At 71.7% G+C, this 14,675-nt stretch carries 14 protein-coding genes and 2 pseudogenes; 10 read left to right on the forward strand and 6 right to left on the reverse strand.

All coding sequences use genetic code 11. The features are described 5' to 3' along the window. Nucleotides 1–29 precede the first annotated feature (29 nt). Nucleotides 30–443 carry a roadblock/LC7 domain-containing protein gene (locus AC069R_RS24985; protein ID WP_478769043.1) on the reverse strand — a complete coding sequence of 138 codons (414 nt, stop codon included), beginning with the start codon at nt 441–443 and terminating at the stop codon, nt 30–32. A 93-nt stretch (nt 444–536) separates the two neighbouring features. Between AC069R_RS24985 and AC069R_RS24990 the strand changes: the two genes are divergently transcribed. Together AC069R_RS24990 and AC069R_RS24995 are read left to right on the forward strand one after the other, a co-directional pair. Continuing rightward, nucleotides 537–965, forward strand: coding sequence for a PPOX class F420-dependent oxidoreductase (locus AC069R_RS24990; RefSeq protein ID WP_397987522.1), 429 nt, complete (start codon nt 537–539; stop codon nt 963–965). A 94-nt stretch (nt 966–1,059) separates the two neighbouring features. Then, a complete protein-coding gene (locus AC069R_RS24995) occupies nt 1,060–1,659 on the forward strand; it encodes a class I SAM-dependent methyltransferase (RefSeq protein WP_478769044.1) in 600 nt (199 codons plus the stop codon). Between the two features lie 25 nt (nt 1,660–1,684). Here AC069R_RS24995 and AC069R_RS25000 read toward each other — a convergent pair whose 3' ends face one another. Next, entirely contained in the window at nt 1,685–2,440 is a 756-nt protein-coding gene (locus AC069R_RS25000) for an alpha/beta fold hydrolase (protein ID WP_478769055.1), read from the reverse strand. A 115-nt stretch (nt 2,441–2,555) separates the two neighbouring features. On the opposite strand from AC069R_RS25000, the gene AC069R_RS25005 reads away from it, so the two are divergent. After that, a complete protein-coding gene (locus AC069R_RS25005) occupies nt 2,556–3,083 on the forward strand; it encodes a PadR family transcriptional regulator (protein ID WP_478769056.1) in 528 nt (175 codons plus the stop codon). On the opposite strand, the gene AC069R_RS25010 is transcribed toward AC069R_RS25005, so the two are convergent. After that, entirely contained in the window at nt 3,066–3,965 is a 900-nt protein-coding gene (locus AC069R_RS25010; RefSeq protein ID WP_478769045.1) for an oxygenase MpaB family protein, read from the reverse strand. The genes AC069R_RS25005 and AC069R_RS25010 overlap by 18 nt on opposite strands. Before the next feature lie 288 nt (nt 3,966–4,253). Here AC069R_RS25010 and AC069R_RS25015 point away from each other — a divergent pair, with 288 nt between their 5' ends. Continuing rightward, nucleotides 4,254–5,114 carry a hypothetical protein gene (locus AC069R_RS25015; protein ID WP_478769046.1) on the forward strand — a complete coding sequence of 287 codons (861 nt, stop codon included), beginning with the start codon at nt 4,254–4,256 and terminating at the stop codon, nt 5,112–5,114. Between the two features lie 23 nt (nt 5,115–5,137). On the opposite strand, the gene AC069R_RS25020 is transcribed toward AC069R_RS25015, so the two are convergent. Then, nucleotides 5,138–5,323: a hypothetical protein gene (locus tag AC069R_RS25020; protein WP_471060419.1), complete on the reverse strand. Its 186-nt coding sequence runs from the start codon at nt 5,321–5,323 to the stop codon at nt 5,138–5,140. Nucleotides 5,324–5,513: 190 nt separating this feature from the next. After that, the gene (gene xylA / locus AC069R_RS25025) at nt 5,514–6,680 is read right to left on the reverse strand and encodes a xylose isomerase (RefSeq protein ID WP_478769047.1); all 1,167 of its coding nucleotides are present in this window, start codon (nt 6,678–6,680) and stop codon (nt 5,514–5,516) included. A gap of 196 nt (nt 6,681–6,876) precedes the next feature. On the opposite strand from xylA, the gene xylB reads away from it, so the two are divergent. The 6 genes and pseudogenes from xylB to exaC all read left to right on the forward strand — a co-directional run bounded on the left by xylB (nt 6,877) and on the right by exaC (nt 13,937). Next, nucleotides 6,877–8,322 (forward strand): xylulokinase, encoded by a 1,446-nt coding sequence (xylB, locus tag AC069R_RS25030; protein WP_478769048.1) that lies wholly within the window; start codon nt 6,877–6,879, stop codon nt 8,320–8,322. Nucleotides 8,323–8,361: 39 nt separating this feature from the next. Continuing rightward, nucleotides 8,362–9,570, forward strand: a complete 1,209-nt coding sequence (locus tag AC069R_RS25035; RefSeq protein WP_478769049.1) for an ROK family protein — start codon at nt 8,362–8,364, stop codon at nt 9,568–9,570. Between the two features lie 239 nt (nt 9,571–9,809). After that, nucleotides 9,810–10,073 (forward strand): annotated as a pseudogene (locus AC069R_RS25040) (acetamidase/formamidase family protein); the annotation flags it as partial. Between the two features lie 277 nt (nt 10,074–10,350). Beyond that, nucleotides 10,351–10,947, forward strand: coding sequence for an N-acetylmuramoyl-L-alanine amidase (locus tag AC069R_RS25045; RefSeq protein WP_478769057.1), 597 nt, complete (start codon nt 10,351–10,353; stop codon nt 10,945–10,947). A 102-nt stretch (nt 10,948–11,049) separates the two neighbouring features. Continuing rightward, nucleotides 11,050–12,357, forward strand: coding sequence for a GAF domain-containing protein (locus AC069R_RS25050; RefSeq protein ID WP_478769050.1), 1,308 nt, complete (start codon nt 11,050–11,052; stop codon nt 12,355–12,357). Nucleotides 12,358–12,413: 56 nt separating this feature from the next. Continuing rightward, the gene (gene exaC, locus AC069R_RS25055; protein ID WP_478769051.1) at nt 12,414–13,937 is read left to right on the forward strand and encodes an acetaldehyde dehydrogenase ExaC; all 1,524 of its coding nucleotides are present in this window, start codon (nt 12,414–12,416) and stop codon (nt 13,935–13,937) included. Nucleotides 13,938–14,400: 463 nt separating this feature from the next. Here exaC and AC069R_RS25060 read toward each other — a convergent pair. Then, nucleotides 14,401–14,541: pseudogene (locus AC069R_RS25060) on the reverse strand (IS701 family transposase); the annotation flags it as partial. Between the last annotated feature and the right edge of the window lie 134 nt (nt 14,542–14,675).

The following is a 14,675-nucleotide window of genomic DNA, read 5'->3' on the forward strand; positions in this document are numbered from 1 at the left end:
AACTCCGCGGGACTTCAAGAACTCCCAGGTCAGAGCTCTGCGCCAGGTGCCCGTTCGGGTTTCCGGGCGTCGACGCCGAGATGTTCGCCGACCCGGTTGACGAGCAGGGTCATCTCGTAGGCGATCTGCCCGATGTCGGCCTCCGCCCCGCTGAGCACGCACAGGCAGCTGCCGGGGCCGGCCGCGGTCACGAACAGCACGGCGTCGTCGTACTCGATCATCGTCTGGCGCACCGCGCCCGCGCCGAAGTGGCGGCCCGAGCCCTTTGCCAGGCTGTGCAGTCCGGACGCCACGGCGGCGAGGTGTTCGGCGTCCTCGCGGCGTAGGCCGGTGCTCGCGCCGGTGACCAGTCCGTCGTTGGACAGGACCAGCGCGTGCCGTACATCGTCCACACGTTCCGTCAGGTCGTCCAGGAGCCAGCCGAGTCCCTGGTTCTGCGCCATGTCCGTCTCCCCGTGTGATCTCTCCCCCCCTGGCCGGAGGAACCCTCCGCAAGCCTTCCCCACGTGCGGCGTACGGGCAAGCAGGATGGACGCATGGCACAGAAGATGACCGACGACGAATGGCGGGCGTTCGTCTCAAAAGGCACCCGCACCGGCAAACTGTCCACTGTTCGCGCCGATGGGAGCCCGCATGTGGCCCCGGTCTGGTTCCTGCTGGACGGGGACGAACTGGTCTTTCTCACCGGCCGGGAGACCGTGAAAGGGCGCAATCTCGTCCGTGACGGGCGTGTTGCCCTGTGTGTGGACGACGACCGGCCGCCGTTCCATTTCGTGGTGCTCAGCGGCCGCGCCCGGTTGTCGGAGGATCCGGCGCAACTGCGCCACTGGGCCGCGCGGGTCGCCGCCCGGTACATGGGCGAGGACCGCGCCGAGGAGTTCGGGGCCCGCAACGGAGTTCCCGGTGAGTTGCTGGTGCGCGTTCCCGTCGAACAGGTCGCGGCGGTGCGGGACCTGGCGGCCTGAGCGGCAGCCCGGCCTGCCGACAGCCGCGGTGCGCCCGCCACCGCAGCGGAACGCGAACAGCACAGGGCCGCGGAAGCAGGGCATCATGCGGGTCATGAGCGACGACCACGCACATGTCCAGGAGTTCTTCACCGCACGGGCCGCCGACTGGGACCGCAAGTTCCCCGACGACGGGCCCGCGTACGCGGCCGCGGTGGCCGACCTCGGATTGCGGGCTGGCGACCGCGTGCTGGACGCGGGGTGCGGAACAGGGCGCGCACTGCCCCCGTTGCGGGCCGCCGTGGGCCCCACCGGAGTGGTGCTCGGGGCCGACCTGACCCCGGCGATGCTCGCGGCCGCCGTGACGGCGGGCCGGGACCGGGAGGGAGCACTGCTGCGCGCGGACGTCGCCGCCCTGCCCCTGCGCTCGGCAAGCCTGGACGCGGTGTTCGCGGCGGGGTTGATCGCCCACCTGCCGCGCCCGGTGGACAACCTGCGCGAACTCGCCCGCGTGGTACGCCCCGGCGGGCGGCTCGCCCTCTTCCACCCCATCGGCCGCGCGGCCCTGGCGGCGCGGCAGGGCCGGCAGATCACACCGGACGACCTGCGCGCCGAGCCCAATCTCCGCTCCCTGCTGTCCGCTTCGGGGTGGCGCATGACCTCATACGTGGACGAGGACGCCCGTTTCCTCGCCCTCGCCGTGCGCGAGGTCTGAAGGGTCATGCGCGAGGTCTGAAGGGTCAGATGTTTGCGGCGACGGCGGCCGCGAAGGCGTCGGGGTTGTCGAACATGACGTTGTGCCCGGCGCCCGTCACCGTCAGCACCCGTACGCCGGCCGCCTCCAGCCGCTCCCGGCCCTCGAGTTCGCCGCTCGCCTCCCCGTGCAGATACATCCGGTCGATGTCCAGTCCCTCCAGGATCCTGCGCATCACAGGGTCGGAGCCGCGGCGCAGACCGACGGCGCTGCGATGCAGGGCGCGCGGGTCCGCCAGCCGCATGGTGGCCGCCCACAGCGGACCGACGGCCTCCAGGACACGCGTGTACGCCTCCTCGACGAACTCTTCCTCCCCGTAGGTGGCGATCGCGCTACTGCCCGCCGCCAGAGGCGGGAACGCGTCCAGGTTGGCCTCGGAGAGCACCAGCCGGGAGACGAGTTCGGGCCGCCGGTGTGCGAGCACGATGGCGACGGCACCGCCCATGCTGTGCGCGATCAGCTCCGCGCCGCCGATCCCCGCCGTGTCCAGCGCGGCCGCCACCGCGTCGGCATGCTCCTCCAGCGTGTAGCCGAAGTGCGGGGGCCGGTCGCTGAGGCCGTGGCCGGGCAGGTCCATGAACAGGCTGCGCCTGCCCGCGAGTTCGGGGCGAGCCGCGATGTGCGCGTGATAGGGCGCGGACATCGACCCCAGACCGTGGAGGTAGACCCGTGCGGGGCCCTCTCCCGACACCTCCGTCCAGCGGATCCGGCTTCCCTCGCCATCGAATACGGCTTGCCGCAAGGCGCCCTCCTTGTCGCTCTTGATCACCACCTGACCATACCTCGTTGGCGAGGTATGGCGTAAACAGAGTATGAGCATGTCGCTGTACCGCGCCGACGTACGGAAGAATGCGGGCATGCTCGAACTCGCCATCCTGGGATTCCTGTACGAGGCACCCCTGCACGGATACGTCCTGCGCCGGCACATCGCGGCGCTCACCGGGCATGTGCGGCCCGTCGCGGAGAGCACGCTGTATCCGGCGATCAAGCGGCTGGAGAAGGCCGGACTACTGGTGCGGGCCACCGAGCCGGGCGCCGTGGCCGCGCCGCGTCATGTGCTGCGGCTGACCGAGGAGGGCCGAAAGGAGCTGTGGCGCCGGCTCGCCGAACCCGGGCAGCGCGAGATCACGGACGAGAACCAGTGGTTCGTCCTGCTCGCCTTCCTGCGCCATCTGGCGGACCCCGCCGCGCAGGCCGCGGTGCTGAGGCGACGGCTCGCCTTCCTGGAGGAGCCGACGAGCTTCTTCTACGACGGCGACCGGCCGGTCCGGGCCGAGGAAGTGAACGACCCCTTCCGGCAGGGCATCCTCACCATCGCGCGCGCCACGAGCCGGGCCGAACTCGGCTGGCTGCGCGCGACCCTCGCCTCACTCGCGGGAGTCTGAGGTGTCCAGGTGCCGCACCGGGCAGCCGCGCAGTCCCGGAACCGGGCGGGTGCCGAGGTCGGCCACGCGATAGCCGTTCGGGTAGCCCTTGATCTCCCGGTTCTGGCGCGCGAAGTGGGGCGTCCGGCGCGGCGGCAGCAGCCGCACGATCCGGCCACGCGCCCGCACGGCGCGGCGTACCAGGGCGACGGTGGTCGCGCCGGGCCGCTCATAGCGGAACGCGTTCAGCAGCGGCTCGTCGAGCAGGGCGAGCACGCCCGTGCGCAGCAGAGGTGTCAGGGGGCGCGGGTACCAGGAGGCCATCAGGTCGAGGGTCGCGTCCGAGACTCGCCGGCCCCCCTCGTCCCAGCCGAAATGCGCCTCTTCGTAGGTGTCGAGAAGGGTCTCGAACTCTTCGTAGCTCTTGGGGAGACCAGGGATGCCCATGTGCCGGCCGAGGGTCCGGTAGTACTCGGTGGCGGCGACGATCTCGTGCCGGGACAGCCGGCGCCAGCCGTAGGTGTCGATCCAGCGTTTGGGCACCACGACGAAGGTGCTGAGCACGTACCGCATGTCGTCGTCGCTGATGTCGTAGCTGCGGTGCATCTGGTTGATGCGGCGGATGGCCGTGCGCCCCTGTTCGGCGGCGAAGCCGTGCTCCACGACGGTGTCGAGGAGCAGCGCGGTGTCGTCGTACCGCTTCTGGGTGCGGTCGGTCAGCTCGGCGGTCTGCGCCAGGAGCCGGCCGATGCTCGGGACGGCGTAGGTGCGGTAGAGGGCCAGTTCGAGGGCGCGTGTGTAGTCCCAGGGGAATTCGTAGGCGGTGCTGAGCCGGTAGATCTCCGGGGCGTCCGCCACCGGGTCCAGCCGACGGATCCGCTCCAGCCGTTCGAAGCGCTTCACCGCGTCGTCCCCCTTCTGTCGCCGGAACCCAACTCTATGCGGAGCCAGGGGAGATGAACCATCATCGATCTCCCCATTTCGGAGGCAGGGCGGGCGCCGTTGTGTGGCGGGATTCGCACCCTGGCGGTCCGAGGGCGGGGGCGGTCTGGGGAAGTCCCGTGGAGACCGTGGTCGATTCGCCCCCGTCCAGGGGGAAAGTTGCAGGTCCGCGTGGTGTGAGGAGTCGTGACAGGGGCCTTCCGTCCGCATTAGGGTGCGCGCGGTTGGACAAGCCACTGGGAGGCAGGGATGGCCGGGACGGACGATGGGGCCGTCGCCGCCGCGGACGATGCGCTGTATGTGCTGACGGCGGTGCTGCTGACGCCGGCGCAGTTTCCGAGCGTGCTGGGCGACGACTATCCGGAATCGTGCGCGGCACTGGGGCTCGCGCCCCGCGCCGACGGGTACGGCCTGGTGCTCGGGCAGGACGGCGAGGGCGCCCGCTGGACGGTCGTCATCGACGATGTCTCGCTGGTCGCGGTGGCGATCGCGTCCTGGGACTGCGGCCTGGAGTACGAGCTGTCGCCGGCGGAGCACGCCATCGTGACCGCGCTGCCCGGCTGGCCGCTGGCGGTCGCCGTCGCGGCGCCCGGCGTCCCCGCGCCGCACGATCCCGCTCCCGAGACGGGCGAGCGGCCCCCGCTGAGGCCGCCGGACACCAGTGTCTGGGGCCCGGCTCAGCGGCGCCTGGGCGCCGACGAGATCGCGTTGCAGTGGGCGGCCTGGCGGCAGCAGATCAACGACGACGAGTTCGCCGCACCGGCCGGCCGGTCCTCCGCCGCCGAGCCCCCGGCACAGGCCGAGGTCAAGGGGCCGGGGGACGCGGAACCGCCGAGGGACGGACACCAGGGGATACGGCGGGTGCTCGCGGAGGCGCGCGCCTACGTCGACTCGCCGCCACCGCTGGGCCGGGTGCGCTCCACCTTCGCCCCCGGCGACGCCCGCACACTGCGCGCGGACGGCCCCGGCTGGTCGATGGTGGCGCGCACCGACGACATCGCCTTCGTCCTGCTCGACGACGAGCCGGGCGAAGTCCTGCCGGTCGGTCGCGGCCCGGAGCTGCCCGGACTGCTGGACGCCCTCGACAAGATGGCCGTACGGCCCCTGTGATCAGGGGTGGCCCGGTGCCCGTCTCAGCGGCCGAGTTCCTTGCGGGTGATCCTGCGGAGCCTGCGCCGCTGGGACGGGTCCAGCGCCAGATAGGCGGCGGCCGGGACTCCCACCACGACCAGGAGCACCACCCACCAGGGCAGTCCCAGGAGCAGCAGTATCAGACCGACCGCCACACCCCCTGTGGCGATCTTCGCGTTTCTCGACATGAGCGTCGCCTCCTTCACGGCCACTGCCGTTCTCTGCTGTGAGAACGGCCTCCCGCCCCCCGCGGTTCCGGGCCGTGCCCCTGAGACATCCCTGATGTGCGCCCCTAGTGGGTCGGCCGGGGGGGGGCACGGCACCTACGCGTGCGGTGCTCCCCAGTGTCCTTCCGTCCCCGCTTGGCGCGTGCGGCCGTCAGCCGCGGGCGCCCAGCAGGTGGTCCATCGCCAGCTGGTCGAGGTGTTCGAACGCCATCCCGCGCGCGGCGGCGGCATCGACGTCGAAGTCCTCGAACGCGGTCCGGTCGGCGAGCAGGGCGTCCAGGCCGTCGGCCGCGGTCGGCTGGGCCAGCTGGTCCAGGCGCGCGGCACGCAGCGCCTCCCGCACCTCCGGGTCGGCGCGGAAGGCGGCCGCGCGGTCCTTGAGGATCAGGTAGTTGCGCATGCAGCCCGCGGCCGAGGCCCACACGCCGTCGAAGTCCTCGGTGCGCGGCGGCTTGAAGTCGAAGTGCCGCGGACCCTCGTAACCGGCGCTCTCCAGAAGGTCGACCAGCCAGAACGCCGCCCGTAGGTCGCCGGCGCCGAACCGCAGGTCCTGGTCGTACTTGATGCCGGACTGGCCGTTGAGGTCGATGTGGAAGAGCTTGCCCGCCCACAGGGCCTGCGCGATGCCGTGCGGGAAGTTCAGGCCGGCCATCTGCTCGTGGCCGACCTCCGGGTTGACGCCATACAGCTCCGGGCGCTCCAGGCGCTCGATGAAGGCCAGCGCGTGGCCGACGGTGGGCAGCAGGATGTCGCCGCGGGGCTCGTTGGGCTTGGGCTCGATGGCGAAACGGAGGCCGTAGCCCTGGGTGGTGACGTACTCACCGAGGAGGTCGAACGCCTCCTTCATGCGGTCGAGAGCGTCGCGCACATCCTTGGCGCCACCGGACTCGGCGCCCTCACGGCCGCCCCAGGCTACGTACGTTTCGGCGCCCAGCTCGACCGCCAGGTCGATGTTGCGGATCGTCTTGCGCAGCGCGTACCGGCGCACATCGCGGTCGTTGGCGGTGAATCCGCCGTCCTTGAAGACAGGGTGGGCGAAGAGGTTCGTGGTCGCCATGGGCACCTTCATGCCGGTGGCGTCCAGGGCCTGACGGAACCGCTTGATGTGCGACTCGCGCTCGGTGTCGGAGGACCCGAAGGGGATCAGGTCGTCGTCGTGGAAGGTCACTCCGTAGGCGCCCAGCTCGGCCAGGCGCTGCACGGTCTCGACCGGGTCGAGGGCCGGGCGGGTGGCGTCTCCGAACGGGTCCTTCCCCTGCCAGCCGACGGTCCACAGACCGAAGGTGAACCTGTCCTCGGGGGTGGGCTGGAAGCTCATGCCGCGGCTCCTTGTTCCGTACGACTATTTCGTCATGGCCGTTTACAAATTAGTATGCGACCACGTTTCTGGGAAGAGACAAGGTGTCTTCGACCACCAGGTGTCTTCGACAGATGGCTTCCACGGGTGCCCTCGGAGGTGTCCTCCGGGAACCCCCACAGCACATCCCGGTGAGCCGCGGAAGAGGGAGAACCCCATGTCAGCAGCGGAGGGTCCGCTCGTCGTCGGCGTGGACACGTCCACCCAGTCCACGAAGGTCCTGGTCGTCGACGCGGCCACCGGGCGGGTGGTGGCGAGCGGCCAGGCGCCGCACACCGTCACCGGCGGCGCGGGCCGGGAGAGCGATCCGCGCCAATGGTGGGACGCCCTGGGCGAAGCGCTGCGCCAGTGCGGTGACGCGGCGCACGAGGCGGCCGCGGTGTCGATCGGCGGCCAGCAGCACGGCCTGGTCACCCTGGACGAGCACGGTGAGCCAGTGCGTCCGGCGCTGCTCTGGAACGACGTCCGTTCCGCGCCGCAGGCCCGTCGGCTGGTGGAGGAGCTGGGCGGCCCGAAGGCCTGGGCGGAGCGCACCGGCAGCGTGCCCGGCGCGTCGTTCACCGTGACCAAGTGGGCGTGGCTCGCCGAGCACGAACCGGAGGCGGCGCGCGCCACCAGGGCCGTACGGCTCCCCCACGACTACCTCACCGAGCGCCTGACCGGGCAGGCCGTCACCGATCGCGGTGATGTCTCCGGCACCGGCTGGTGGGCGTCCGGCACGGGGCGGTACGACGAGGAGATCCTGGCGCACATCGGACTCGACCCGGCGCTGCTACCACGGGTGGTACATCCGGGTGAGGTGGCCGGGACCGTGCGCGACGGCCATGGACTGCCCTTCTCCAGGGGCACGTTGGTGGCCCCCGGCACCGGTGACAACGCGGCGGCCGCGCTGGGCCTCGGCCTGCTGCCCGGCACCCCGGTGCTGAGCCTCGGGACGTCCGGCACGGTGTACGCCGTCTCCCGGCACCGCCCGGCCGATCCCACCGGCACGGTGGCGGGCTTCGCCGACGCGCGCGGGGACTGGCTGCCCCTGGCCTGCACCCTGAACTGCACGCTCGCCGTGGACCGCGTCGCGACCCTGCTGGGCCTGGACCGCGAGGCCGTGGCGCCCGGCGGCTCCGTGACCCTGCTGCCGTTCCTGGACGGCGAGCGCACCCCCAACCTGCCGAACGCCTCCGGGCTGCTGCACGGACTGCGCCACGACACGACGCCGGGCCAGCTGCTCCAGGCGGCGTACGACGGCGCCGTGCACTCGCTGCTCGGCGCCCTCGACCTGGTCCTCGACGAGGACGCGGACCGGGACGGCCCACTGCTGCTGATCGGCGGCGGCGCGCGGGGCCGGGCCTGGCAGCAGACCGTGCGGCGGCTGTCCGGGCGGCCGGTCCGGATCCCCGCGGCCAAGGAATTGGTGGCCCTGGGTGCGGCGGCCCAGGCGGCCGGGCTGCTGACCGGTGAGGACCCGGCGGCGGTGGCTCGCCGCTGGAACACCGCGGCCGGGCCGGTGCTGGAGCCCGTGCACCGGGACGAGGAGACGCTGGCCCGGATCGGCGGGGTACTCTCCGACGCGGCCCCGCTGCTGGAACGGGGCACGGAAAACCGCTGAGCCGCGCCGCCCGGCCCTGGAACGAGGATTGACACAGGCATGACCGCACCGCTGCACGAGGCCCGACCCGCGGGGGTCGGCCGGGCCCTGCCGGACACCCAGCAGGGCATGCGCCGGCGCAACCTCGCGCGGGTGCTGCACGCGGTCAGCGCCGAAGGCTCGCTGTCACGGGCGGCGGTGGCCTCGCGCATCGGTCTGACGCGGGCCGCGGTGTCGACCCTGGTGGACGATCTGATCCGCTGGGGATTGCTGGAGGAACTGGGTCCCGAGCGGCCGGGGCGCGTGGGCCGGCCCGGATCGGCATTGGCGGTGAGCGGCCGCGGCCCGGCCGGGATCGGGGCCGAGATCGGCGTGGATCACCTCGCGGTGTGCGCGGTCGACCTGCGTGGCGCGGTCCGTGCGCGGGTTGTGCGCCGGGGCGCCAACCGCGGCCGGGCGCCCGAGCCGGTGATCGCGGAGCTGACGACGCTGGTCCGCCAGGTGGTCGCTGAGGCCGAGCGGGAGGAGCTGTGGCCCGCCGGACTCGCGGTCGCCGTGCCCGGACTGGTGGCGCGTGACGGGCGTACGGTCGTCCGCGCGCCCAACCTCGAATGGCGCGACACCGACCTCGGTGACCTGTTGCCCGGCGACTGGCCGCTCGCCGTGGACAACGAGGCCAACTTCGGCGCGCTGGCGGAACTCTGGCTCGGCGCCGGCACCGCGCGCGAGTTCCTGCACGTGTCGGCCGAGATCGGCATCGGCGCGGCGATCGTCGTGGACGGGCGACTGCTGCGCGGCACGCGTGGGTTCGCGGGTGAGCTGGGCCATGTGCCGGTACGACCGGACGGGCCGTCCTGTGCGTGCGGCGGGCGTGGCTGTCTGGAGCAGTACGCAGGTCAGGAGGCGGTGCTGCGCGCGGCGGGGCTCCGGCCGCGCGAGGATCTCGTCGGCCTGCTCGCGGAGCATGCCGGGAAGGGCGATGAAGGGGTGCGGGCGGCGCTGCGGGACGCGGGCACGGCGCTCGGCATCGCACTGACCGGGGCGGTGAACCTGCTCGACCCCGAGACGGTGGTCCTGGGCGGCGCACTGGCGGGGCTCTCTCCCTGGCTGCTGCCCTCGCTGGAGGCGGAACTGGCCGGCCGCACGGCAGGGCCGCCCTGCCCGGTGGCGGTGTCGCCGCTCGGCCCCGAGGGACCGCTGCTGGGCGCGGCGCACTCCGTCGTCCGCGCCGTGCTCGATGATCCGGCGTCGGCGGCGAAACGTTCCTGACGCTACGTCAAGCACCGGCGGACACGGGTCCGCCGACGACTCAGGCGCGGCCACACACCCCTTCGGCGCATTGTCCTCACCCGAAGGAGTGGCGAAGTTATCCACAGGCTTCCGCTTGTCCACGGAACCGTGGCGGACCCTTCTGCCGGGCCCTCCCGCGCCGTACCGTGAATCGCACGAGGCACGCGCTGCCGGGGCGTCAGAGCCCGCACGGACCTCGTGATTTCGAGCGGCATTCACACGGATCGGGCGGCAACGGACGGACGGGGGTGGCGGTGGAGTGCGCAATGAACACCGTGGTGATCGAGGACCTCCTCAAGGGCGTCGCGACCCCGTGGCCCCGGCTGAAGTCGGACACGCCCATCGTCTCGACCGGCTGGGCGCGGTCGCTGGAGGACGCGTTCCAGATATCACAGGCGGACCCTGCGCGGTGGCCGGCGAACGCGTGCGACACGAACGGCACATGCGCGGCCAAGCTCCGCGAGGAGTGGCTGCCCGCGTGAGAGACCTGCCGCGGTGCGCACGCGCGACACCGGGAGGCCGCACGATCCCTGCGCGGCTGACGGCCGGTCGTGGCAGCGCACACGGATGCGGCATCCGGCGCCCCGCCCCCCGGTCCCGGTCCCGGCCCCGGCCCCGGCCCCGGCGCATCAGCGGACCTGCGCCGGCCCCGTCCGCCCCCCTGAGCCACCCTTTCCGAACACGCAGGACGCACCACCCTCCCCCGTACTCCCATCACTCCCCGACTCCCCCACACCAGAAAGGCACCCCGCGATGGACATGGACCGGGAAAGACCGCGTCTGAGCAGACGTTGGATCCTCAAGGGCGCGGCGCTCGCCGCCGTTCCGTACGCGTTGCTGCCGGCAGCGCACGCCGGCGCAAGCGGCTCCGTCGACTACCCGCCCGCCGAGTGGGTGCCCGCCAGCACCGCCAACTACACGGCCTCCGACCGGCCCGGCAGCTACGCCATCGACCGGGTCATCATCCATGTGACCCAGGAGACGTACGCCAACACCCTGGCCATCTTCCAGAACCCGGAGAAACAGGTGACCGCGCACTACCTGGTGCGGTCGGCGGACGGGCACATCGCCCAGTGTGTGCGCGAACACGACATCGCCTGGCACGCGGGCAACTGGAGCTACAACACCCGCAGTGTCGGCATCGAGCACGAAGGCTGGGTGGACCAGCCCTCCTACTTCACCAACGCCCTCTACGAGCAGTCCGCGAAGCTCACGGCCTCCATCTGCGACAGATACGGCATCCCGAAGGACAGGGAGCACATCATCGGCCACTACCAGGTACCCGGCACCGACCACACCGATCCGGGGCCCAACTGGGACTGGGTCCGCTACATCAGACTCGTCAACTTCGCCTAGCACCGGTCCCGAACCAGCGTCACACCGGTTGTCTGCACGGACACGGCACGTGACGATGGTCCCAGCCGGATCATCGCCGTCACACCGTCCGGGGAGGCCGAGTTGACCGATCCGTGGGTGGCCCTGGAACCGGGGGCCGATCCCGCCGAACGGGTCCGGGTGCTGCGCCGCGCGCACGAGACGTTCACCACGGTGGGCGCGGTGCCGCGCCCGGTGCGGTCGGTGGTGGCGGAGTCGTGGCGGCGCAGCGCACGGGCCGGCGTCGTACCGGACGGCACGGCCAGCGTGGAGCTGTCCGACGGCGACCTCGGTGCCTACCGGGCGGAGCATCCCCTGGCACGGGTGATGCCCCTGTTCCGGGAGCTCCTGGGCACCTTCGCCGCCGAGGACGAGCAACTGCTCGCGGTGTGCGACGCGCAGGGCAGGCTGCTGTGGGTCGAGGGGCACCCGGCGGCGCGGCGGCGGGCCGACGCGATGAACTTCGTGCCGGGCGCGCGCTGGTCGGAGACGGCGGTGGGCACCAACGCGCCGGGGACCGCCGTAGCGCTGGACCGGCCGGTGCAGGTGTTCGCCGCGGAGCACTTCACCCGACGGGTCCAGCCCTGGACGTGCGTGGCCGCTCCGGTGCACGATCCGCGCACCGGGCGGGTGCTGGGTGCCGTGGACGTCACCGGCGGGGACGGGCTGGCGCACCCGCACAGCCTGGGGTTCGTGCAGGCCGTGGCGCGGGCGGCGGAGGCTCAGTTGGCGCTGCTCTCTCCGGCGCGATGTACCGCGGACGCGCCGATGCTGCGTGCGCTGGGCCGGGACGAGGCCGAACTCGCCGTGCAGGGGCGGCGGATGCGGCTGAGCCGTCGGCACAGCGAGATCGTGCTGCTGCTGTCGCGGCATCCTGAAGGGCTGACGGGTGACGCGTTGCTGTGCGCGCTGTACGCAAACGAGTCGGTGACCCCGGTGACGTTGCGCGCGGAACTGGCGCGACTGCGGCGGGTGTTGGGGCCGGGGATGCTGGCCTCGCGGCCGTACCGGCTGACCGCGGCGGTCGACGCGGACGCGACCGTGGTGGAGCGGCGGCTGGCGGCGGGGGCGATCACCGCGGCGGCCGAGGCGTACGCCGGTCCACTCCTGCCCGGTTCGCAGGCACCGGCGATCGCCCGGCTGCGGGACCGGCTCGCGCGGGGGCTGCGGACGGCGCTGGTCGCGCACCGCGATCCCGATCTGCTGGCGGACTGGGCGCACGCGCCCTGGGGAGAGGACGACATCGAGGTGTGGCGGGCGCTCGCGACGGTGCGGCCGACGGCATCGGTGCGGGCCCGGCTGGCGGCGCTGGAGGCGGAGTTGGCGGTTCCGGTGGCGCGGGCAGGGGGGTGGGCCCGCGGCGCAACGTACTTGCAACGTCCGCCCGCCTAGCCTCGCGCCCAGAGCTGCCCAACGGCGGGCAGCGCTGCACCGGGAGGCACACCAGGATGACTCGTTACGCGGCGCCGGGCACCGAGGGCGCGATCGTCTCCTACCAGTCGCGCTACGACCACTTCATCGGCGGCGAGTACGTGCCGCCGGTGCGCGGCCAGTACTTCGAGAACCCGTCGCCGGTCAACGGGCTGCCGTTCACCGAGATCGCGCGCGGCACCGCGGAGGACGTGGAGCGTGCACTGGACGCGGCGCACGAGGCCGCCCCCGGCTGGGGCCGTACGTCGGTGACGGAGCGCTCGGACATCCTGCGGAAGATCGCCGACCGGATGGAGGCCAACCTAGAGGCCCTCGCGGTGGCGGAGAGCTGGGAGAACGGCAAGCCGGTGCGGGAGACGCTGGCGGCGGACATCCCGCTGGCGATCGACCACTTCCGGTACTTCGCGGGGGCGATCCGTGCGCAGGAGGGGTCGCTGGGCGAGATCGACGACGACACGGTGGCGTACCACTTCCACGAGCCGCTCGGGGTCGTCGCGCAGATCATCCCGTGGAACTTCCCGATCCTGATGGCCGCGTGGAAGCTCGCGCCGGCGCTCGCCGCGGGCAACGCGGTGGTGCTCAAGCCGGCCGAGCAGACTCCGGCCTCCATCCACTACTGGGTGAGCCTGATCGCGGATCTGCTGCCGCCGGGCGTGCTGAACATCGTCAACGGCTTCGGTGTCGAGGCGGGCAAGCCGCTGGCGTCGAGCCCGCGGGTGGCGAAGGTGGCGTTCACCGGGGAGACCACGACGGGGCGGCTGATCATGCAGTACGCCTCGGAGAACATCAAGCCGGTCACGCTCGAACTGGGCGGCAAGTCGCCGAACATCTTCTTCGACGACGTGTGGGCGCACGACGACGACTTCCGCGACAAGGCGCTGGAAGGCTTCACGATGTTCGCGCTCAACCAGGGCGAGGTGTGCACGTGCCCGTCGCGGGCGCTCGTCCAGCGCGGCCATTACGCGGAGTTCCTGGCGGCCGCGGTCGAGCGCACCCGGCAGATCAAGCCGGGGCACCCGCTCGACACCGACACGATGATCGGCGCCCAGGCGTCCAACGACCAGTTGGAGAAGATCCTCTCCTACCTGGACATCGGCCGGCAGGAGGGTGCGAAGGTCCTCACGGGCGGGGAACGCATCGAGTACGACGGCGAGTTGAAGGGCGGCTACTACGTGCAGCCGACCATCTTCGAGGGCGACAACCGGATGCGGGTCTTCCAGGAGGAGATCTTCGGCCCGGTCGTTTCGGTGGCCTTCTTCGACGACTTCGACGACGCCATCAAGATCGCCAACGACACGCTGTACGGGCTCGGCGCAGGCGTGTGGACGCGCGACGCCAACACCGCCTACCGCGCGGGCCGGGCGATCCAGGCGGGCCGCGTCTGGACCAACTGCTACCACGCCTACCCCGCGCACGCGGCGTTCGGCGGCTACAAGCAGTCCGGCATCGGCCGCGAGACGCACAAGATGATGCTGGAGCACTACCAGCAGACGAAGAACATCTTTTGTAGCTACTCGCCCAAGAAACTTGGATTCTTCTAGGGTGCTTGAAGCGGGCGCTGAACTGGAAATTCCCCACCGGAGCCCATTTACCTCCACCTCATCACGCGCGGCCCATTTGCTGGAATTGACCGATTCATCACGCTGGCGCCGGCTTCCCGAGCCGCCCTTCCGGACCAGTCACGGACCAAACAGCGGGCCACCTGAAGGCAGCTAGTCAATCGCCAGAGGCAGGGCATCGAACAATGCGTGGTTCGGTGCGAGCCACCCTTCCCCGGCAGCGACGGCGGTGGGATCCACCCGATCCCACCGGGGACGGCCAGGCCGGGAAGGACCGGCTACAGCGCCACGATGACCTTTTATCCGTCCCACGGACACGTAGCGCAGAGACGTCACCCATCAGGTGAACCGCACAGCCCCCGCACAAGGGCGCCGCCTCCCGATGCCCTCGGACCCACAGGGTCACAGCAGACGACGCACACGCTTTGCCCCCCATGCCCGCCTTGGGCCGATGCAGCGACTGGCCGGCCTGCTCGGCCAGCCGCCAGCAATTCTTCCGCTCGACGCCAGACAGCAACCCGAGCAGGAACGCGCGGGCGGTGGCAAGCGGCTCAACCCGTTTGAACCGGCCCGCGATCCGGGCCATGGCCTGGTCGAACATCGCCCGCCAACGGGCGGCTCTATGCTAGTACTGCAACGGTGTTTGCTGTGACTGATGGCCAGGTCGGGGGCTGTGTCCGCGGCGTTTGTAGTGGCTGGTGCGGGCCTGGTGTTGTCGTC

The organism is Streptomyces sp. NPDC043952, assembly GCF_056435325.1.

Coding starts and splice junctions, on each gene's coding strand:
- AC069R_RS24990 (WP_397987522.1), top strand. CDS start 537: ATGGCACAGAAGATGACCGACGACGAATGGCGGGCGTTCGTCTCAAAA.
- AC069R_RS24995 (WP_478769044.1), top strand. CDS start 1,060: ATGAGCGACGACCACGCACATGTCCAGGAGTTCTTCACCGCACGGGCC.
- AC069R_RS25015 (WP_478769046.1), top strand. CDS start 4,254: ATGGCCGGGACGGACGATGGGGCCGTCGCCGCCGCGGACGATGCGCTG.
- xylB (WP_478769048.1), top strand. CDS start 6,877: ATGTCAGCAGCGGAGGGTCCGCTCGTCGTCGGCGTGGACACGTCCACC.
- AC069R_RS25035 (WP_478769049.1), top strand. CDS start 8,362: ATGACCGCACCGCTGCACGAGGCCCGACCCGCGGGGGTCGGCCGGGCC.
- AC069R_RS25005 (WP_478769056.1), top strand. CDS start 2,556: ATGCTCGAACTCGCCATCCTGGGATTCCTGTACGAGGCACCCCTGCAC.
- exaC (WP_478769051.1), top strand. CDS start 12,414: ATGACTCGTTACGCGGCGCCGGGCACCGAGGGCGCGATCGTCTCCTAC.
- AC069R_RS24985 (WP_478769043.1), bottom strand. CDS start 443: ATGGCGCAGAACCAGGGACTCGGCTGGCTCCTGGACGACCTGACGGAA.
- AC069R_RS25020 (WP_471060419.1), bottom strand. CDS start 5,323: ATGTCGAGAAACGCGAAGATCGCCACAGGGGGTGTGGCGGTCGGTCTG.
- xylA (WP_478769047.1), bottom strand. CDS start 6,680: ATGAGCTTCCAGCCCACCCCCGAGGACAGGTTCACCTTCGGTCTGTGG.
- AC069R_RS25045 (WP_478769057.1), top strand. CDS start 10,351: ATGGACCGGGAAAGACCGCGTCTGAGCAGACGTTGGATCCTCAAGGGC.